This window comes from Hyphomicrobium zavarzinii ATCC 27496 (assembly GCF_000383415.1).
In the GTDB taxonomy this organism is placed as follows: domain Bacteria; phylum Pseudomonadota; class Alphaproteobacteria; order Rhizobiales; family Hyphomicrobiaceae; genus Hyphomicrobium_C; species Hyphomicrobium_C zavarzinii.
In genome coordinates, this window is record NZ_KB911258.1 from 366,619 (window position 1) to 384,262 (window position 17,644).

The 17,644-nt window shown below is 64.8% G+C and carries 20 protein-coding genes; 19 read left to right on the top strand and 1 reads right to left on the bottom strand.

Annotated features, from left to right (window positions below; translation table 11 throughout):
* Positions 1-8: 8 nt before the first annotated feature.
* Entirely contained in the window at positions 9-323 is a 315-nt protein-coding gene (locus tag F812_RS0112860) for a hypothetical protein (RefSeq protein ID WP_020086392.1), read from the top strand.
* A 1,054-nt stretch (positions 324-1,377) separates the two neighbouring features.
* Positions 1,378-1,749, top strand: coding sequence for a DUF2019 domain-containing protein (locus tag F812_RS0112875; protein WP_020086395.1), 372 nt, complete (start codon positions 1,378-1,380; stop codon positions 1,747-1,749).
* 489 nt (positions 1,750-2,238) lie between these two features.
* On the opposite strand, the gene F812_RS26560 is transcribed toward F812_RS0112875, so the two are convergent.
* Positions 2,239-2,478 carry a hypothetical protein gene (locus tag F812_RS26560; RefSeq protein WP_156827403.1) on the bottom strand — a complete coding sequence of 80 codons (240 nt, stop codon included), beginning with the start codon at positions 2,476-2,478 and terminating at the stop codon, positions 2,239-2,241.
* A 99-nt stretch (positions 2,479-2,577) separates the two neighbouring features.
* Here F812_RS26560 and F812_RS0112885 point away from each other — a divergent pair, with 99 nt between their 5' ends.
* The 17 genes from F812_RS0112885 to F812_RS0112965 all read left to right on the top strand — a co-directional run bounded on the left by F812_RS0112885 (position 2,578) and on the right by F812_RS0112965 (position 17,485).
* Entirely contained in the window at positions 2,578-3,267 is a 690-nt protein-coding gene (locus F812_RS0112885; RefSeq protein WP_026868105.1) for an HK97 family phage prohead protease, read from the top strand.
* 26 nt (positions 3,268-3,293) lie between these two features.
* Positions 3,294-4,553: a phage major capsid protein gene (locus F812_RS0112890; protein ID WP_020086398.1), complete on the top strand. Its 1,260-nt coding sequence runs from the start codon at positions 3,294-3,296 to the stop codon at positions 4,551-4,553.
* A 281-nt stretch (positions 4,554-4,834) separates the two neighbouring features.
* A complete protein-coding gene (locus tag F812_RS0112895; RefSeq protein ID WP_020086399.1) occupies positions 4,835-5,410 on the top strand; it encodes a head-tail connector protein in 576 nt (191 codons plus the stop codon).
* Complete coding sequence (locus F812_RS0112900; RefSeq protein WP_020086400.1) at positions 5,407-5,733, top strand: phage head closure protein; 327 nt, start codon at positions 5,407-5,409, stop codon at positions 5,731-5,733. Before F812_RS0112895 ends, F812_RS0112900 begins: the two co-directional genes overlap by 4 nt.
* Positions 5,730-5,909 (top strand): hypothetical protein, encoded by a 180-nt coding sequence (locus F812_RS0112905; RefSeq protein ID WP_020086401.1) that lies wholly within the window; start codon positions 5,730-5,732, stop codon positions 5,907-5,909. The genes F812_RS0112900 and F812_RS0112905 overlap by 4 nt, the downstream gene beginning before the upstream one ends.
* A gap of 3 nt (positions 5,910-5,912) precedes the next feature.
* Positions 5,913-6,323 carry a DUF3168 domain-containing protein gene (locus F812_RS0112910; protein WP_020086402.1) on the top strand — a complete coding sequence of 137 codons (411 nt, stop codon included), beginning with the start codon at positions 5,913-5,915 and terminating at the stop codon, positions 6,321-6,323.
* Between the two features lie 62 nt (positions 6,324-6,385).
* Positions 6,386-6,799, top strand: coding sequence for a phage major tail protein, TP901-1 family (locus F812_RS0112915; protein ID WP_020086403.1), 414 nt, complete (start codon positions 6,386-6,388; stop codon positions 6,797-6,799).
* Positions 6,800-6,814: 15 nt separating this feature from the next.
* Positions 6,815-7,186: a gene transfer agent family protein gene (locus tag F812_RS0112920; protein ID WP_020086404.1), complete on the top strand. Its 372-nt coding sequence runs from the start codon at positions 6,815-6,817 to the stop codon at positions 7,184-7,186.
* On the top strand, positions 7,186-7,353 hold the full coding sequence (locus F812_RS26090; protein WP_020086405.1) for a phage tail assembly chaperone: 168 nt from the start codon (positions 7,186-7,188) through the stop codon (positions 7,351-7,353). The genes F812_RS0112920 and F812_RS26090 overlap by 1 nt, the downstream gene beginning before the upstream one ends.
* Before the next feature lie 13 nt (positions 7,354-7,366).
* Positions 7,367-7,957 carry a phage tail tape measure protein gene (locus F812_RS0112930; RefSeq protein ID WP_020086406.1) on the top strand — a complete coding sequence of 197 codons (591 nt, stop codon included), beginning with the start codon at positions 7,367-7,369 and terminating at the stop codon, positions 7,955-7,957.
* Between the two features lie 94 nt (positions 7,958-8,051).
* Positions 8,052-8,684: a DUF2460 domain-containing protein gene (locus F812_RS0112935; protein ID WP_020086407.1), complete on the top strand. Its 633-nt coding sequence runs from the start codon at positions 8,052-8,054 to the stop codon at positions 8,682-8,684.
* Entirely contained in the window at positions 8,681-9,553 is an 873-nt protein-coding gene (locus tag F812_RS0112940; protein ID WP_020086408.1) for a DUF2163 domain-containing protein, read from the top strand. The genes F812_RS0112935 and F812_RS0112940 overlap by 4 nt, the downstream gene beginning before the upstream one ends.
* Before the next feature lie 9 nt (positions 9,554-9,562).
* Positions 9,563-10,021, top strand: coding sequence for an NlpC/P60 family protein (locus F812_RS0112945; protein WP_020086409.1), 459 nt, complete (start codon positions 9,563-9,565; stop codon positions 10,019-10,021).
* On the top strand, positions 10,021-13,977 hold the full coding sequence (locus F812_RS0112950; protein ID WP_020086410.1) for a baseplate multidomain protein megatron: 3,957 nt from the start codon (positions 10,021-10,023) through the stop codon (positions 13,975-13,977). The genes F812_RS0112945 and F812_RS0112950 overlap by 1 nt, the downstream gene beginning before the upstream one ends.
* A gap of 19 nt (positions 13,978-13,996) precedes the next feature.
* Entirely contained in the window at positions 13,997-15,334 is a 1,338-nt protein-coding gene (locus F812_RS0112955; protein ID WP_020086411.1) for a TIGR02594 family protein, read from the top strand.
* Positions 15,335-15,447: 113 nt separating this feature from the next.
* Positions 15,448-16,122 carry a response regulator transcription factor gene (locus F812_RS0112960; protein WP_020086412.1) on the top strand — a complete coding sequence of 225 codons (675 nt, stop codon included), beginning with the start codon at positions 15,448-15,450 and terminating at the stop codon, positions 16,120-16,122.
* Complete coding sequence (locus F812_RS0112965) at positions 16,112-17,485, top strand: ATP-binding protein (RefSeq protein ID WP_020086413.1); 1,374 nt, start codon at positions 16,112-16,114, stop codon at positions 17,483-17,485. Before F812_RS0112960 ends, F812_RS0112965 begins: the two co-directional genes overlap by 11 nt.
* The last annotated feature ends 159 nt before the right edge of the window (positions 17,486-17,644 follow it).

Here is a 17,644-nt window from a genome sequence, read left to right on the forward strand (position 1 = left end):
AGCGAGGCATGAAGCCTTCACCTGAGTTTTTGAATATGGCGAGCGGTTTTGGTCAGGACGTCTTTGTTTTTGACGAATCGGTCGAGATGTCGATCGACGCTGCTCTAACGATCGTAGAGCATCGAGATGTGAATAAGCTAAAGCGGTTTCTCGACGAAGCCCTTTCCGGCGCGCTTACGGATGACGAGTTGCACGAAATGTGGCTTAAGTCGCCAGTCAGTACTTATTGTTTCAATAGCGAAGGCACGGTTAAGCTTCTCAAGCTTATACGCGAAAGGCTAGAAAAGCATCCAAACTTTCAGAATTTCGAGGAGCAGGAGTAGCGCTGGTAAGCGGATGTTACATTCCGGCGGGTGAGGAGACCGTGAGACATGGCGAGCGTCCCGACGAAGCCGAATTTCAATACACCTCAAACGACGGGGAGATAGCGATATCGTTACTCTCCTGTGGAAGGGGTACCTCGCTGCATTGATGGAGTGGGGATTTTTTGAGCCGCACGAGTATGAAGAGCTGAGCAATCAGCTTGGCGACAAGGGTGACGAGGAGCTGCGAGAAATATTTCTTGGGTTCGCCGATGAGTATGAATGAGGGCGGCGTATGTCGACGCGTTCCTAACTGAACGAGAAGCGCGTCCTGCCGAAGGCGGGCAAGTGACGGGCGGTCGGCTACGCGCCCCTCGACGAACCGCCGCCGGAGCGAGCGACGGAAAGCAACGCACCCGTCGTTTCACAGAAGTACCGTCCCGACCAGGCTCGCGCCCCGAGCGGCGACTCCGATGGCGGCGAGTGGGTGGACGAGGGCGGTGGAAGTGGGGGCAGCGGCAGTTCAGACAATCGCAGCCTGTCCGATGCGAACTCCGACGACGCGGACTTCTGGAAGCCGGGCGCGCAAGTCGCACAAAACGATGGTGATCCTCCAAAGATTCCGAAAAATCGCCCCGAAAGCGGAAGGGAACGAAACCGTGTGATCAAGGAAGTGGCCAGATGGGTGGGCCGCTATGGAGGTGCCGTCGGCAAGATCGTGGAGGGTGTAGTCTGAGCGTACGAGCTCGAACCCTACGTCGCCGCATACCTCGACGAGCCGCAAACTCTGGAGGAACTGCAGAAGCGAGTTGCCGCTCCCGCGAGGGGATATGATATCCATCATATCGTCGAGCAAACGGCCGCCGAGAAGGATGGGCGATCGAACTATTATTGACGGACCGGACAACCTAGTACGCATTCCGACGCTGAAGCATTGGCAGATCAACAGTTGGTTCGGAACGAAACAAGACGATTATGGCGGCCTGTCTCCTCGTGAATATTTGCGCGGCAAAGATTGGGATGAAAGGATGCGTGTGGGCCATCAAGCACTTATCAGGAATGAGGTTCTGAAGCCATGAAGCGCAACCGGTTTGCAGATATGGGCGACGAGGAGTTGGTAGAGCGCTTCACGACGATGGCCCTTGATCAGGACGAAGCGTTGCTGATGGACGAATTGGCGAGATACAATCGCATATACGACCAAATGGATGCCTTGAAAAAGGAATTGAAGGTGCGAGAAGGCGATCAACGACGCGCATTATTGCCGTTGCTTGATCATAAAAACGCGCAAGTACGTTTGAAAGCGGCAATCGCAACGTTGGCGATAGAGCCCAAGGCAGCGCGTGAGGCGCTTCAAAAAATCGTAGATCAGAAAGAATTTCCGCAAGCTGTTAGCGCGGGCAGCATGCTAGATGCGCTCGACGAAGGACGATACGTTCCGAGCTAACGTCGTAGATCGAGCTGCGCCCGGACCTCGACCAGATCGAGGCTTTGACGGCGGAGCGCGAGGCGCTGTGGGCGCGCGTCGATGCGAAGCATCGCTCCGCGATGACGAGAAAGTGAGCTTCCTGACCCTGAACGAGAAGCGCGTCCTGCCGAAGGCGGGCAAGCAAAAGGGCGGTGGGATATGCGCCCCTCGACGAACCGCCGCCGGAGCGAGCGACGGAAGTCGAGCAATCGTCCGTTCTGAGAAAGTATCGCCCTGACCAGGCCCGCGCACCCGCCGGCACCTCCGATGGCGGCGAGTGGGTGGACGAGGGCGGCGGGAGCGGCAGCCGTCTCGGAACGAGCGTCGCCAGCGGCGTCGGTGCGCCACGAAAAAAAGAGCCGACCGAACCGAGAACTCAGGTCGCCAATAGGGCTAAGCTTCTCCAGGAATTGGCGCGTCGTCTGTTTGCAGTCAAACCGAAAATTCCGGAAAAGCTTCCCGACTTTCTTACGAAGAAGCCAACACCGGGAAATTGGTGAGCTTGAGTGGGTTGAGCAAACCCAATACGGAATGACGAGAGAAGAGAATGCCGACGCGATTGTGGCCGAATGGCTTGAAGCTTGTGGTGGTAATCCTGAATGGGGCTACCTGTGGTTCGTGACGCGTCGGGTTCTGGAAACGAGCCGCCGTTGGCAGGCCAGATGAACTGACCTCAATCCAGCCCGAGCCCCGCTCGGGCTTTTTCATTTCCGCTGCGCCAGCCGACACCACATAACAACCTGGAGAGTACGCCTCATGGCCTTTCGCACATGGGAACGGAGCGGCTTTGCGCCGCCGCCGACGCAAATGCTGCCAGTTCCCGAGGTGAAGTTCATCTCCCTCGATTTCAAGCAGGCCGACGCCGACGGCAGCTTCGAGGGTTACGCGAGCTTGTTCAATCGCGAGGACCTGGGGCGAGACGTCGTGCTGCCGGGCGCCTTCCGCGAAAGCCTGGCGGCACGTGGAGCACGCGGCATCAAGCTCCTGTTTCAGCACGATGCCAATCAGCCGATCGGAGTCTGGACCACGCTGGAGGAGGACAGCCGGGGCCTCTATGCGCAAGGCCGCCTGATGCGTGATGTCGCCAAGGCCCGTGAGGTCATGGCGCTGATGCGCGAGGGCGCGCTCGACGGGCTCTCGATCGGATTCAAGACAGTGAAGGCGCGCCGTGACCGCGCGAGCGGCGTGCGCCACCTGGAGAAGATCGACCTCTGGGAGATTTCGATCGTGACCTTTCCGCTCCTCCCTGAAGCGCGCATCACGTCGACCAAGACCAGGCCGTTCGCGTCGGCCCCGCCGACGGAGCGCGAATTTGAACGCTGGCTCACGCGGGATGCTGGGCTGACGCGAAGCGAGGCCCGCGCGTTGATGCGCTCGGGTCTATCTGGCCTCAAGGCCCTGCGGGATGCGGGCCAAGGCACAAAAGAAGGCGCAAGCGAGGAGACGAGGCTGGCCGCGCTGATGCGCCGGGCAGCCGCGACGCTTTTCAAGCACTGAGTTCGAGAGCAAAGGATCCCACAGAGATGACAGACAACACCAACGTCGAGACCCAACGTCTCGAAACCAAAGCTGGCGGCAGCGTCGGCGCGGCATTCGAGGAATTCATGCGGGCATTCGAGGCCTACAAGGACACCAACGACGAGCGGCTCTCGGAATTGGAGCGCCGATCGTCGTCGGACCCCCTGATCGACGACAAGCTCGCCCGCCTCGACCGCGCGCTGGACGAGACCAAGCGCGTCGCCGACCGGCTGGCGGTGAAGGCTCAGCGGCCGCATCTGGTTGGCGGGGAGATCGAGACCGCGGCCGTGCGCGAGCATCGCCGTGCCTTCGACGACTACGTACGCAAGGGTGAGACCGCAAACCTGTCGCGGCTCGAAGCCAAGGCGCTCGCGGTCACGACCAACAGCGGCGCCGATGGCGGTTATCTGGTGCCGCCCGAGACAGAGCGGGCCGTGATCTCCGCGCTGAAGGACATCTCGCCGATCCGCTCCATCGCGAGCGTGCGGCAGGTCTCCGGATCGGTCTTCAAGAAGCCGTTCGCAACTTCGGGCTTCGCCACCGGCTGGGTGGCCGAGACTGCAGCGCGCACCCAGACCAATACGCCGGCGCTGGCCGAGCTCGCCTTCCCGACTATGGAGCTCTACGCCATGCCGGCGGCGACGGCGACGCTGCTCGACGACAGTGCGGTCAACATCGACGAGTGGATCGCCGAAGAGGTGCGCGACACCTTCGCCCAGCAGGAAGGCACGGCTTTCGTTTCAGGCGACGGCACCAACAAGCCGAAAGGCTTCCTCGACTATACGAAGGTCGCCGACGGCTCGTGGAGCTGGGGCAACATCGGTTTCATCAAGACCGGCGTTGACGGTGGCTTCCCCGCGACCAACCCGGCCGACAAGCTGATCGATCTCATCTACACGCTGAAGTCCGGCTATCGCGCAGGCGGCACCTTCGTCTTCAATCGCGGCACGCAGGCCGCGATCCGCAAGATGAAGGACGAGGACGGCAATTACGTCTGGCAGCCGGCATCCGCTGCGGGAGAGCCCTCCCTGCTGATGGGCTATCCGGTCGTCGAGAGCGAGGACATGCCGGCGATAGCGACCGACAGCTTCTCCGTGGCGTTCGGCGATTTCCGCCGCGGCTACCTGATCGTGGATCGCGTCGGCATCCGCGTGCTGCGAGATCCCTACTCGTCGAAGCCCTACGTGCTCTTCTACACGACCAAGCGTGTCGGCGGCGGCGTGCAGGACTTCAATGCCATCAAGCTCCTCAAATTCGAGGAGTAAGGCGCCGCTGCCCGCTGGCGTATGCGCCGAAGCCTGTCTGGGTCCCGGCCTCCGCCGGGATGACGTTCGTTGCGCGGGAGCGGACTATCTACACTCGACGTCGCACCGGCGAAGGCCGGTGCCCACATACGTCTCCAAATGTGGAGTGAGCGACGGCCTCGCGCCAGCGCAATGAGAGTCCGGCGGGTTCTCCTCCCTGCCCGCCGGTCGAGAGCGAAGCCGCCGGGTCCCCCCACCGGCGGCTTCGCTCGTTGGGGCACAAACAACGAAAGATCACAGCAATGACCCTCGCTCTGATGAGCGGGCCCGCGTTGGAGCCGATTTCGGTCTCCGAGGCGAAGGCCCACCTGCGTCTCGACGGTAACGCCGAGGATCTTCTGGTGGCGAGCCTGATCGTCACCTCGCGTCTGCATGTCGAAGCAGCGCTGGGCCTGGCATTGATCGCGCAAAGCTGGCGCATGACTTTGGATCGCTGGCCGGAAAGCGGCGAGCTCCGCTTTCCCCTTCGCCCCATATCGGCGATCACGTCGATCACGGTGCGGGCGGGCGATGGGACGCCTACGACGATTGCGCCCGAGGACTACCTTCTCGACGGCCACGCGCTGCGCCCGCGTCTCATCGTGCGCGAAGGGCGGCGGACGATACCGGGTCTTCCGGTCAACGGCATCGAGATCGTATTCGGCGCAGGTCTCGGCGACGTGGCGGAGGATGTGCCCCGGCCGATCCGCCACGCCATCCTTCTGCTCGTCGCCCATTGGTACGAGCATCGCGATCCGCTCGAGATCGGATCGGCTGCTGCCGCCATTCCGCCCGCCGTCTCCGAGCTGCTGAGGCCCTATCGCGAGGTGCGGCTGTGACCGCGTCGATCGGCGAAATGCGCCACAGGCTGTCGCTGCAGGCACCCGTGGCAACGGCCGACGGCGGCGGAGGCGCGACGCGTGTCTGGTCTCTGGTGGCGGAGGTGTGGGGCGCACTGAAGCCGGCTTCGGGCACAGAGAGCTTCGAGGCAGATCGCATGAGCGCACGCGTGAGCCACGAGATCTGGATCCGCCATCGTGCGGGCGTCGTGCCGGAAATGCGTTTCGCGCTCGGCACGCGCATCTTCGAGATCCGCGCGGTCATCGACGTTGGCGAGCGGCACAGATTTATGAGGTGCCTCGTCGAGGAGCATGTGCCGTGAAGGTCTCGGTCCGCCTGATCGGGGCCGCGTTCGCACGTGCCGACACGCTCGTGAACGAGATCCGCCGTCGCGCGATCGAGCGTCTTGCGGTGCGCATCGCCGCCGGGACGCGTGATGCGCAGCCGACGGCAGAGGAAAGCGGGACGGAGCCGTCTAAGACGAACCGCCGGAGGTAAGAGATGGCAAGCCCAGCCTGGGAGCTTCAGAAAGCAGTCTACGGCGCACTCGTCGCGGACACCGGCCTCGCTGCGCTGCTCGGAGGTGCGTGGGTTTACGACGAGGCGCCGCGCGGCGCCGCGTTCCCCTACGTCACCTTCGGTCCGAGCGCGGTCCGGGACTGGAGCGCGGGGACCGAAACCGCGAGCGAGCACGTATTCACGCTGCGCGTCTGGTCCAAGCACGGCGGCGAGCGCGAGGTGCATCGCATTCTCGAAGCAATCCGCGCGGCGCTCCATGACGCCCCTTTGTCGCTCGACGCCTTCCGGCTGGTGAATTTGCGGCACGAGACCTCGGATACCGCCCGGGAAGCCGATGGAGAAACACATCGCGGAACGGCGCGCTTTCGCGCCGTGGTCGAGCCCATTCCGTAGAGAGCATTTCCCGAGCAACTCCACGTCCGCATTCGCGCGGGTTAGATAATGAGAGCAAAGCTATGGCTGCACAGAAAGGCAAGGACCTTCTCCTCAAGGTGGACAGCACCGGAGCAGGAAGCTTCACCACGGTTGCGGGGCTGCGCTCCCGCGCGGTCGCGTTCAACGCCGAGACGGTGGACATCACGCATCAGGAGAGTGCCGGGCAATGGCGGGAGCTGCTGGCGGGCGCGGGGGTGCGCCACGCGCGACTTTCCGGCTCGGGCATCTTCAAGGATTCAGCGTCCGACGAGCTCATCCGCAGCTATGTCTTCGACGGCACGATCCGCGACTGGCAGGTGGTGGTGCCTGATTTCGGCATCGTCGAGGGAGCTTTCCAGATCACGTCGTTCGAGCTGACGGGGCGCCACGACGGCGAGGTGTCGTTCGAGCTGGCACTCGAGTCCGCAGGCGCTCTGACGTTCACTGCTGAGTAAAGAGGAGGCAACGAGATGGCCAACAGACACCGAGGCGAGATCGATGCAGTCCTCGACGGAAAGCCCTATCGGCTCTGCCTCACGCTCGGCGCGCTCGCCAATCTGGAGGCGGCCTTCGGCGACGAGGACATGTTGGCGCTCGCGACGCGCTTCGAGAAGGGCCGCATCTCCGCGCGCGATTGCCAGCGCATCATCGGGGCGGGCCTCAGAGGCGCCGGGTTCGACGTCAGCGACCAGGCCGTCGCCGCCATGCGTGCCGAAGGAGGTGCCGCCGGCTACGTCGATATCGTGGCGCGGCTTCTCTCCGCAACGTTCGCCGCAAAGGGCGGCGGGAGCGATGGGGAGGGAGACGCGGGAGCACCCGGCCCTTTCCCTGGGACGAGGTGATGGCGATCGGCTTTGGCCTGCTCGGCCTCGAGCCCCGCGCGTTCTGGAGCCTGACGCTCGCCGAGCTGGACGCCGCCGTGCGTGGTCGTTTCGGCTCCGCCCACTCCGAGCGTCCGTTATCGCGCAGGGATCTCGCGGAGCTGGCCCAACGCTATCCCGATAAATAAAGGAGCTGTCGCCATGGTGGATTTCACGTCGCCGGTCGAGACCTGGACTGTCGCCGTCAACGCCGACACGTCGGCGCTTTCGGCGGAGTTGCGCAACGCCGCGAGCCTCGGACGCCAGTTCTCGAATGCGCTCGTCGGCGCCTTCGACAGCATCGCCATCAAAGGGCGGAATGTCGGTGACGTGCTGCGCACCTTGGCGTTGCGTCTTTCGGATATCGTGCTCAAGGCCGCGTTGAAGCCGCTCGAGCAGGGCTTCGGCAATCTCGTGTCGGGGTTGATGTCGGGCGGAATAGGATTCGCGAAAGGCGGGGTCGTTCGGCAGGGCATGCCTGTGCCGTTCGCCTCCGGAGGGGTGATCCAGAGCCCGATCTCGTTTCCGCTCGCTGGCGGCCGCCTGGGCATCGCAGGCGAGAGAGGAGCCGAGGCGATCATGCCGCTCTCGCGCGGACCGGATGGGCGTCTCGGCATCGCGGCGCGCGGCGGGGCGGGAACCAGCGTGACGTTCAACGTCACCGCGCAGGATGCCGAGAGCTTCCGGCGTTCGGAGACGCAGATCGCGGCCATGCTGGCGCGCGCGGTCTCTCTCGGCCAACGCAATCTCTGAGGCAGCAGGCAGCGGGCAAGAGGCAGCCGTGATTTCGAGCCTCAGTGCTGCTGCCAGTTGCCGGCTGCCCGCTGCCTAGTCCACGGGAGTTCCCATGTCCTTCCATGAAATCCGCTTCCCGACCGCCATCTCACGCGGCGCGCAAGGCGGTCCCGAGCGGCGCACGGATGTCGTCGTGCTGGGCTCCGGCTACGAGGAGCGCAACAGCCGATGGGCCGCCTCGCGCCGGAGCTACAACGCAGGCTACGGCGTGCAATCCATCGACGCGCTCTACGATGTTATCGCGTTCTTCGAGGAACGGCGCGGACGCTTTCACGGGTTCCGCTGGCGCGATCACGCGGACTGGAAATCCGGCGCCCCGGGCAGCGCGCCGGCCGCCGTCGATCAGGCCATCGGGCTCGGAGACGGAACGGCCACGAGCTTCCAGTTGAGCAAGACCTATGGCGGCGGCTACGCGCCCTTGACGCGCGAGATCAGGAAGCCGGTGGCAGGAAGCGTTCTGGTTGCCGTCGATGGCGCGGCGAGAACGCCAGGCACGCACTTTACCGTCGATGTGACGACCGGCGTGGTGACGCTCGCCACGCCACCCGCACCGGGCGCGGTCGTCAGCGCGGGCTTCGAGTTCGATGTTCCGGTCCGCTTCGATACCGACAAGCTCGAGGTCAATCTGTCGGGCTTTCGAAGCGGCGCCATCCCCAATATCCCGATCGTCGAGATCCGCCTATGAAGCAGCTTTCGAGTGGGCTCGCAGCCCATGTCGCCTCGGGCGCAACGACGCTCTGCTGGTGCTGGCGCCTGACGCGCCGCGACGGAGGGCGCCTGGGCTTCACCGATCACGACCATGATCTCGCCTTCGACGGCACCGTGTTTGAGGCTGCCGCCGGAATGACCGCGAGCGAGATCCGCGACAGCGTGGGCCTCAGCGTCGACAATCTCGAGGTGACGAGCGCCATGACGTCGGATCGGCTTTCGGAAGCCGATCTGGCAGCGGGGATCTATGACAACGCGGCCGTCGAGATCTTTCGCGTGAATTGGATGGATCCGGATCAGCGAGTGCTGATGCGCAGCGGAAATCTCGGCGAGGTGAAGCGCAGCGGGATCGCGTTCGCGGCGGAAGTGCGGGGTTTGGCGCACGCGCTTCAGGAGACAAAAGGGCGCCTGTTTCAATACGCCTGCGATGCCGATCTGGGCGATGCGCGTTGCAAGATCGCGCTCGCCGATCCCGCCTTTCGCGGCAACGGCGCGCTCTCGGGCATCGCGAGCCCGAGGCGCTTTACGGCGAGCGGTCTTACTGCGTTCGCCTCGTCCTGGTTCACGCACGGCCTCGTCACCTTCACGTCCGGCGCCGCTTCGGGCCAATCCGTGGAAGTGAAGCAGCACGTAAAGGCGGGAGAGGTTGTGACGATCGAGTTGTGGAGCGCCGCGCGGCTTCCTTTGATCCCCGGACAGACTTTCACGATCACCGCAGGATGCGACAAGCGCGTCGCCACCTGCCGCAGCAAATTTTCCAACGTCGCCAACTTTCGCGGCTTTCCGCATATGCCGGGGAACGATTTCCTGACGTCGGTAAGCCGCCCCGGCTCCAAATCGCGCTGAGGTGCGGGCATGACGCAGGAACAGGTATCCGCCCGTCACAGCGCGGAGGCGGTGGTGGCCGCAGCACGTGCGTGGATCGGCACGCCCTATCACCATCAGGCAAGTTTGAAAGGCGTAGGCGCCGATTGTCTGGGGCTCGTCCGCGGCGTGTGGCGGGACCTTTACGGGCGCGATGCGGAAGAGCCGCCTGGATACTCGCGCGATTGGGGCGAGGTGAGCGGGGAGGAAACGCTGATCGGCGCGGCGACCCGCCATCTCGTGCTGGGTGACACAGCGCATCCAAAACCGGGCGACATTCTCATTTTTCGAATGAGACCGGGCGCCGTCGCCAAGCATGCAGCCCTGCTGGCGACGCCTCAAACCATGATCCACGCGACCGAGGACCGGCTTGTTGCCGAGATTCCGTTCGGCGGCTGGTGGCGCCGCCGTCTCGCCGCCGTCTTCTCGTTTCCAGGGACCTTTCGCTGATGGCCACGCTTGCCCTCGCCGTTGCAGGAGCCGCTGCAGGTAGCGCGCTTTTGCCGACCGGCGTCTCCATGCTCGGACTCACGCTGTCCGGCGCCGCTATCGGCAGCCAGATCGGCGCGTTCGCGGGCTCCTATATCGACAATGCGCTGTTCGGAAGCTCCGGGCAGCGCCGCACGGTCGAGGGACCCCGCCTTTCCGACCTGCACATCACCGCGTCCACCGAAGGCGCACCCATTCCGCGCCTCTATGGCCGCGCGCGCCTCGGCGGACAGATCATCTGGGCGGATGAAATTCGCGAGCGCGTCATCACCTCGCGCTCCGGAGGGAGTTCGAAAGGGGCCGCCCCCAGCACGCCCGTCACGCAGACGGTGGAATACCGCTACTCCGCGAGCTTCGCCGTCGCGCTCGCCGAGGGGCCCATCAATGGCATCGGGCGCGTCTGGGTGGATGGCGCTGAGCTAGACCTCGCGCAGGTCCGCCATCGCGTTTACCTGGGAACGGAAGCACAGCTCCCCGACCCGACCATCGTCGCCATCGAGGGCGCGGGTCTCGCGCCGGCCTATCGGGGTATTGCCTACATCGTGTTCGAGGATATGGCGCTGGCGGACTACGGCAACCGCATTCCCCAGCTCTCCTTCGAGGTGCACCGCGCGGTCGAGCCCTTCGGAGAGGAGATCAAGGGGATTGTCCTCATTCCGGGCTCGGGCGAGTTCGTGTACGCCCCCAACACGGTGAGCAAGCAGCTCGGCCGCGGCGTGTCGGAGGCCGAGAACGTCCACACCAGGCAGGGCGGGACGGATTGGTCCGTGGCCGTCGACCAGCTCCAGGCGACGCTGCCGAACGCGACCTCCGTTTCGCTGGTCGTGAGCTGGTTCGGAACCGACCTCCGCGCTGGATACTGCGAGATCAAGCCGGGCGTCGAGACGGCCGCCAAGGCCACGACGCCCATGACATGGAGCGTGGCTGGACTCGCGCGCAACGCCGCGCATCTCGTCAGCACCAAGGACGAGCGCCCGGCCTATGGAGGAACGCCATCCGACGCGTCGGTGATCGGCGCCATTCAGGATCTCAAGGCGCGCGGCATGAGCGTGGTGCTGACGCCCTTCATTCTCATGGACGTGCCGGACGGCAACGCCTTACCCGATCCCCACAGCGCCGCCGCGTCACAGCCGTCCTATCCCTGGCGCGGACGCATCACGTGCAGCCCGGCGCCGGGGCGGCCGGGCACGCCCGACAAAACCGCGACGGCCGCGAGCCAGATCGCCTCATTCGTTGGAACGGCGTCGACAGCCCACTTCTCCATCTCCGGCGGGAGTGTCGTCTATTCCGGACCCGCCGAATGGTCCTTCCGCCGGATGGTTCTGCACCACGCCTTCCTCGCCAAGGCCGCGGGCGGGGTCGATGCGTTTGTGATCGGCACGGAGCTGCGCGGGCTTACGCAGGTGCGGAGCGCGGCCTCCACCTATCCATTCGTCGCTGCCCTCGTGGCTTTGGCGGCCGATGTGAAGAGCGTCCTGGGATCCGGGACGAAGGTGCTCTACGCCGCCGATTGGTCAGAATATTTCGGCCACCAGCCGGGCGATGGATCGGGTGACGTCTACTTTCACCTCGATCCCTTGTGGGCCTCTTCCGCGATCGACGCCATCGGCATCGATCTCTATTGGCCCTTGTCCGATTGGCGCGATGGAACGAGCCACCTCGACTACGTTGCAGGCACACGCTCGATCTACGACGAGGACTACCTGCGCGCCAATGTGCAAGGCGGTGAAGGGTTCGACTGGTACTATGCGAGCGACGCCGATCGCGAGGCTCAGATCCGCTCGCCCTTGACCGACGGCCACGGTGCGCCCTGGGTATTCCGTTACAAGGATATCAAGTCGTGGTGGCAGAACCAGCATTTCAATCGCCCGGGAGGTGTGCCGAGCGGATCCCCGACGGCCTGGGTGCCGCAATCAAAGCCCTTCTGGTTCATGGAGATCGGCTGTCCCGCCGTCGATAAGGGGGCAAACCAGCCCAACGTGTTCGTCGATCCGAAGAGCGCGGAATCCGCGTTTCCATATTTCTCGCGTGGCGCGCGGGATGACCTTATACAGCGCCGCTTCCTGAAAGCGCTCATCGATACGTTCGATCCTGCGAGCGAAGGCTATGTGAGCGGGCAGAACCCGGTCTCGGCCGTGACCGGCCAGCGCATGGTCGATCTCTCGCGTATCCACGTGTACTGCTGGGATGCGCGCCCGTTTCCGGCATTCCCCTACAACACGGACGTGTGGGGAGACGGCGATAACTGGCGCTTCGGCCATTGGCTGAACGGCCGCTTCTCGGTGGCGCCGCTGCCGGAGCTGGTCGACGCGATCCTCGCGGATTACGGCATCACGGGTCATGATGCGAGCCGTCTCGCGGGCGTGGTTCCCGGCTATGTCATCGACCGGTTGATGTCGCCGCGTGATGCGCTGCAGCCGCTGGAGCTCGCGTACTTCTTCGACAGCCTGGAGAGCGAGGGGCGCATCCTGTTCCGCCATCGCGGCGCCGAGCCGCCGGTTCTCTCCGTGACGGAGAGCGAGCTGGTGGAGGAGCGGGCGGGGGATGCACTGTTGACGCTCACGCGCTCGCAGGAGACCGACCTTCCCGCTTCCGCGAAGGTGAGCCACATTGCGGCGACCGGCGACTATCGCCAGGCGGTCTCCGAGGCGCGGCGGCTGACGGGCGCGAGTGGTCGAGTCGCGCGGGCCGAGCTGCCGATTGTGCTCGAGCACGAAAGCGCGTCGCAGATCGCGGACGCCTGGCTGTTCGAGACCTGGGCCTCGCGCGAGCGAGCGCTCTTCAAGCTCCCGCCGAGCGCCATCGGTATCGAACCCGGAGACATAGTGTCCGTCGTGAAGGACGGAACCACGATGCTGGTACGCGTCACCGAGATCGGCGAGCGGGGCGTTCGTGAGATCGAGGGGCGCAGCATCGACCCGGAGATCTATGCGGGCGCCGCCGCGCGTCCCCGTGATATCGGCGGAGGCGAAACGGTTTTCGACGGTGTGCCGCACGTCGAGTTTCTGGATCTGCCGCTTTTGCGCGGCGATGAGCCGGCGGAAGCGGGATATGCGGCAGCTTTTCAGAGCCCGTGGCCGGGCGGCGTAGCGCTCTTTTCTTCTCCCGAGGACGCCGGATACGCTCTTCGCGCGCTCGCAAGCGCGCCGGCGATCATGGGTGAGACACTGCACCCGCTGCCCTCCGGTCCGATCGCTGTCGTCGATCGCGGGGCGCGCCTCAGCGTGCGCCTGTCGAGCGGCGAGCTGGCGTCCGTCACCCGGCTGCAGATGCTCGCGGGCCGCAACGCAGCTGCCATCCGCAACGAAGCCGGAGGCTGGGAGGTCTTGCAGTTCGAGACGGCCACGCTGGTGGGAGAGGCGACCTACGAGCTTTCGAACCTGCTGCGAGGGCAGGGCGGCACCGAGCGCGAGATGCGGAACGCACTGCCTGCCGGGGCGACATTCGTGCTGCTGGGCGGCGAGATCGCGCGCGTAGATCTGACGGCCGGTGAGATTGGTGCGCCGCTCTATTGGAGGTTCGGCCCCGCCAATCGCGACATCGCGGATCGGTCCTACGCCACTGAGATCCACACGTTCACGGGACGGGGCCTGATGCCGCTCTCGCCCGCGCACGTACGGGGCGCACGCACGGGCGGCGGAGACATCACGATCTCGTGGAAGCGTCGCACCCGCGTCGGGGGCGACAGCTGGGATGCCGCCGAGGTTCCGCTCGCCGAGGAGAGCGAGCGCTATGAGATCGACGTGCTGAGCGGGTCGACCGTGAAGCGCACGATCACGGCGACAGCGCAGAGCTGTGTCTATTCCACAGCCGAGCAGGTGGCGGATTTCGGAGCAGCGCAGAGTGCGCTCTCCGTCGCCGTCTACCAGATGAGCGCGACGCGCGGACGCGGGACGCCGAAAGCCGCGGTCGTCTGACCCCCAAAGCATCGAGGACATGATGGAAGAAGCACGCTGGCTCGAGGAAGCCTGGCGCGAGTTCGGCCAATCCGAGCGCGCGGGCACGAAGGAGAACGCGCGCATTCTCGCGTTCTTTCGCGACGCGGGGCACCCGGATATCGCGCGCGACGAGATCGCATGGTGCGCGGCGTTCTGCGGCGCATGCCTCGAACGCGTGGGGATCCGATCGACGCGGTCGTTGCTCGCCCGCTCCTATTTGAAGTGGGGTGCGGCGCTCGAAAAGCCCCGCACGGGCGCCATTGCAGTCTTCTCGCGTGGATCGAATGCGTCCGAGGGACACGTCGGCTTCTGGCTCGGTGAGACCGAGGACGCGGTCGTATTGCTCGGTGGAAATCAGGGCAACGCCGTATCCGTCACCCGCTATCCCAAGAGCCGGTTGCTCGCAGTACGCTGGCCCGCATTGCAGAAAGACGCGCCGCAGAAAGACGCGGAAAGCAGCGTCAGGCCCGCAGAGCGCGAAGGGCTGGCGCCCGTCTTCGATCGCGCACTGATCCATGTCCTCGCAATGGAGGGCGGATTTACAGACGATCCTCATGACCCTGGCGGGCCTACGAACCACGGTATCACGCTCGGCGTCTTCGCGGCGTGGCGCAAGGTGGCCATCACGACGGCCAATCGTGAGGCCCTCATCCGCGATCTCAAGGCCATCGACCGCGAGACCGTGAGCGAAATCTACCGTCGCCGCTATTGGGATCTCGCCCACTGCGCCGAGCTGCCCGGGCCGCTCGCGCTCATGCATTTCGACGCTGCCGTGAACCACGGTGTGGGCGCGGCCATCCGCGTTTTGCAGGAAGCCGTGGGCGCGAGCGTCGACGGCGAGATCGGACCGGAGACGAGAGCCGCCGTTGCCGCGGCCTCCGTCGCAGAAGCGCTCGCGTCCTACGCCGCCATCCGCGAGCGCCGCTACCGCGCACTGCCGCACTTCTGGCGCTTCGGCCGTGGGTGGCTGCGGCGCGTCGATGCAACTCTGAAGCTCGCGCGAACGCTCGGATCCGAGATCGACACCATCCCATCCCCCAACAGCGAAGGAGATCCAGACATGACAGCCACGTCCTCGACCCAGGCCAACGGAAAATGGTGGGGCCATTCCATCACCATCTGGGGCACCATCGTGACCATCCTTTCGACAGTCGTGCCTGCGCTGGCTCCGGTCACAGGCATCGACATCTCGGGAGATCTCGTCCAGAACGCCGGGCAGCAGGTGGTCGGCGCCATCCAAGCAGTCGGCACCTTGGTCGGAACGATCATGACTATTTTTGGCCGGGTACGGGCAACCCAGCCGATTGGCAAGGCGCTTTTCAAGGCCAAGGGCTGAGGAGGCCGGCCGCGATCACACTTTTGCCGTTCCGCTCGGTGCTCTAGGCTCGGCAGGCGCGGGCGACTATAGTCGCCCGCACTGTCCGACCTTAACCAACACTGAGAGCCCCCGTGCGCATACTCGTCGTAGAGGACGACAAAGATCTCAACCGGCAGCTCAACACCGCGCTTACCGGCGCGGGCTATGCCGTGGATGCCGCCTTCGATGGCGAGGAGGGATACTTCCTCGGCGACACCGAGCCTTACGATGTCGTGATCCTCGATCTCGGTCTGCCGAAGATGGACGGCATCTCCATCCTCGAGCAGTGGCGCCGCGCGAACCGCAATATGCCTGTCATTATCCTGACGGCGCGCGATCGCTGGAGCGACAAGGTCTCCGGCATGGACGCCGGGGCCGACGATTATCTGGCCAAGCCTTTCCATATGGAGGAGTTGCTGGCGCGTGTTCGCGCGCAGGTGCGCCGCGCCTCGGGTCACGCCAAGAGCGAGATCGAGTGCGGACCCGTTCGCCTCGACACCAAGACGGCGCGCGTCACCTGCGATGGCCAGCAGGTGAAGCTCACCTCCCACGAGTACCGCCTCCTTGCGTACCTGATGCACCACAGCGGCCGTGTGGTCTCCCGCACCGAGCTCGTCGAGCATCTCTACGAGCAGGACTTCGACAGGGACTCGAACACCATCGAGGTGTTCATCGGGCGGCTGCGCAAGAAGATCCCGGCCGACGTGATCGAGACGGTACGCGGCCTCGGCTATCGCATGAGCCGCGGCGCCGCCGATGAAACTTAAGTCGCTCGCCTTCCGCCTGTTTGCAACGTCGGCGGCGTGGACCCTTCTCGTCCTGCCGATCGCGGGCGTCATAATCTACCGGCTCTATCGCGACGACGTGCAGGCCTCGTTCGATGCCCGTCTCGAAAAGCTCGTGAACTCCATCGCCGTCGACAGCATGGGTGGCGAAAAGGCGCCGATCGCGCCCGCCAATCGCTACGAGCCGTTGTTCGAGGATTTTCACTCGGGCTGGTACTGGCAGATCAAGCCGGTGGAGGACGGCATCGCGCCGAGCCTCGCTTCTGCGTCCCTCGGCGACGCCAAGCTCGAGCTGCCGATCCTCCGCGAGATCAAGCCGGACGCGAACGGCGCGCGCTGGATGGGATCCACTGGTCCGGCGGGCGAGCGGCTTCGCATGGTCGAGGTGATCGACAGTCCCGACTCGCGGGAGCAGACGCCCCGCTATTCCATCATCGTGGCCGGCCCCGTCGACTGGCTCGAAAGCCGTGTCGCGAATTTTCTCACCCGCCTCACCATCGCGCTGTTCCTGACGGGCGTCGGCCTCGTGACCGTGACGCTGTTTCAGGTTCGCTTCGGCCTGCTGCCCTTGCGCCGTATCGAGCAGGGCCTCGCGGAGGTTCGCTCCGGCAGTGCCGAAAAGCTCGAGGGAGAGCTGCCGGCCGAGATCGAGCCTCTGCAGGACGAGCTCAATGCGCTGATCGCCTCCAATCAGGAGATCATCGACCGTGCCCGCACGCAGGTCGGCAATCTCGCTCATGCGCTTAAGACACCGCTCGCCGTGATTACAAACGAGGCGCGCGAGGACAAAGGGGCACTGGGCGCAAAGATCGCCGAGCAGGCGGAGATCATGCGCGATCAGGTCAATCACTATCTGGACCGCGCACGGGTGGCGGCGCGCGTTGGCGTGATCGGGCGCGCGACGCCCGTTCAGGATGTGCTGGAGCCGCTGCAACGTGCCTTGGAGCGCATCCATCGCGAGCGCAGCATCGCCATCCACGTGGAGTGCGCGCCGGACGCGCGCTTCGCGGGCGAGCGGCAGGATCTGGAGGAGATTCTGGGCAACGTCTGTGACAATGCGTGCAAGTGGGCGAAGAGCAGGGTGAACGTCGCCGTGAGTGCAACCGGCGGGCGTAAATCCCCCGGCCGTTTGGCCATCCGCATCGACGACGACGGCCCGGGCCTTTCGGACGAGCAGCGCGCCCGCATCGGCAAGCGCGGGGTCCGGCTGGATGAAACGAAGCCGGGATCGGGACTTGGTCTCTCGATTGTCACGGATCTCGTGCAATCCTACCGGGGAAGCCTGACTTTGGCGCGCTCGCCCCTGGGCGGGCTGCGCGTGGAGGTGGATCTCCCGTCTGCCTGACCTGGCGCTCCAATTTCCAGTGGCTAACGCCGAATTTTCGCCTGAATCCCGGTGGAAACGGTACGTTGGATGTGCTTGAAGACGAGTCACATTCTGGGCATTGCTTGGGCAAGTGGGTGGGCCAGCAAATGCTCTTGGACGAGATGTGCTCTCGGGCAA

Excerpts from the sequence above, each read along its gene's own strand:
- F812_RS0112860 (WP_020086392.1), top strand. The coding sequence starts at position 9 with ATGAAGCCTTCACCTGAGTTTTTGAATATGGCGAGCGGTTTTGGTCAG.
- F812_RS0112875 (WP_020086395.1), top strand. The coding sequence starts at position 1,378 with ATGAAGCGCAACCGGTTTGCAGATATGGGCGACGAGGAGTTGGTAGAG.
- F812_RS26560 (WP_156827403.1), bottom strand. The coding sequence starts at position 2,478 with ATGAAAAAGCCCGAGCGGGGCTCGGGCTGGATTGAGGTCAGTTCATCT.
- F812_RS0112885 (WP_026868105.1), top strand. The coding sequence starts at position 2,578 with ATGCTGCCAGTTCCCGAGGTGAAGTTCATCTCCCTCGATTTCAAGCAG.
- F812_RS0112890 (WP_020086398.1), top strand. The coding sequence starts at position 3,294 with ATGACAGACAACACCAACGTCGAGACCCAACGTCTCGAAACCAAAGCT.
- F812_RS0112895 (WP_020086399.1), top strand. The coding sequence starts at position 4,835 with ATGACCCTCGCTCTGATGAGCGGGCCCGCGTTGGAGCCGATTTCGGTC.
- F812_RS0112910 (WP_020086402.1), top strand. The coding sequence starts at position 5,913 with ATGGCAAGCCCAGCCTGGGAGCTTCAGAAAGCAGTCTACGGCGCACTC.
- F812_RS0112915 (WP_020086403.1), top strand. The coding sequence starts at position 6,386 with ATGGCTGCACAGAAAGGCAAGGACCTTCTCCTCAAGGTGGACAGCACC.
- F812_RS0112920 (WP_020086404.1), top strand. The coding sequence starts at position 6,815 with ATGGCCAACAGACACCGAGGCGAGATCGATGCAGTCCTCGACGGAAAG.
- F812_RS26090 (WP_020086405.1), top strand. The coding sequence starts at position 7,186 with ATGGCGATCGGCTTTGGCCTGCTCGGCCTCGAGCCCCGCGCGTTCTGG.
- F812_RS0112930 (WP_020086406.1), top strand. The coding sequence starts at position 7,367 with ATGGTGGATTTCACGTCGCCGGTCGAGACCTGGACTGTCGCCGTCAAC.
- F812_RS0112935 (WP_020086407.1), top strand. The coding sequence starts at position 8,052 with ATGTCCTTCCATGAAATCCGCTTCCCGACCGCCATCTCACGCGGCGCG.
- F812_RS0112940 (WP_020086408.1), top strand. The coding sequence starts at position 8,681 with ATGAAGCAGCTTTCGAGTGGGCTCGCAGCCCATGTCGCCTCGGGCGCA.
- F812_RS0112945 (WP_020086409.1), top strand. The coding sequence starts at position 9,563 with ATGACGCAGGAACAGGTATCCGCCCGTCACAGCGCGGAGGCGGTGGTG.
- F812_RS0112950 (WP_020086410.1), top strand. The coding sequence starts at position 10,021 with ATGGCCACGCTTGCCCTCGCCGTTGCAGGAGCCGCTGCAGGTAGCGCG.
- F812_RS0112955 (WP_020086411.1), top strand. The coding sequence starts at position 13,997 with ATGATGGAAGAAGCACGCTGGCTCGAGGAAGCCTGGCGCGAGTTCGGC.
- F812_RS0112965 (WP_020086413.1), top strand. The coding sequence starts at position 16,112 with ATGAAACTTAAGTCGCTCGCCTTCCGCCTGTTTGCAACGTCGGCGGCG.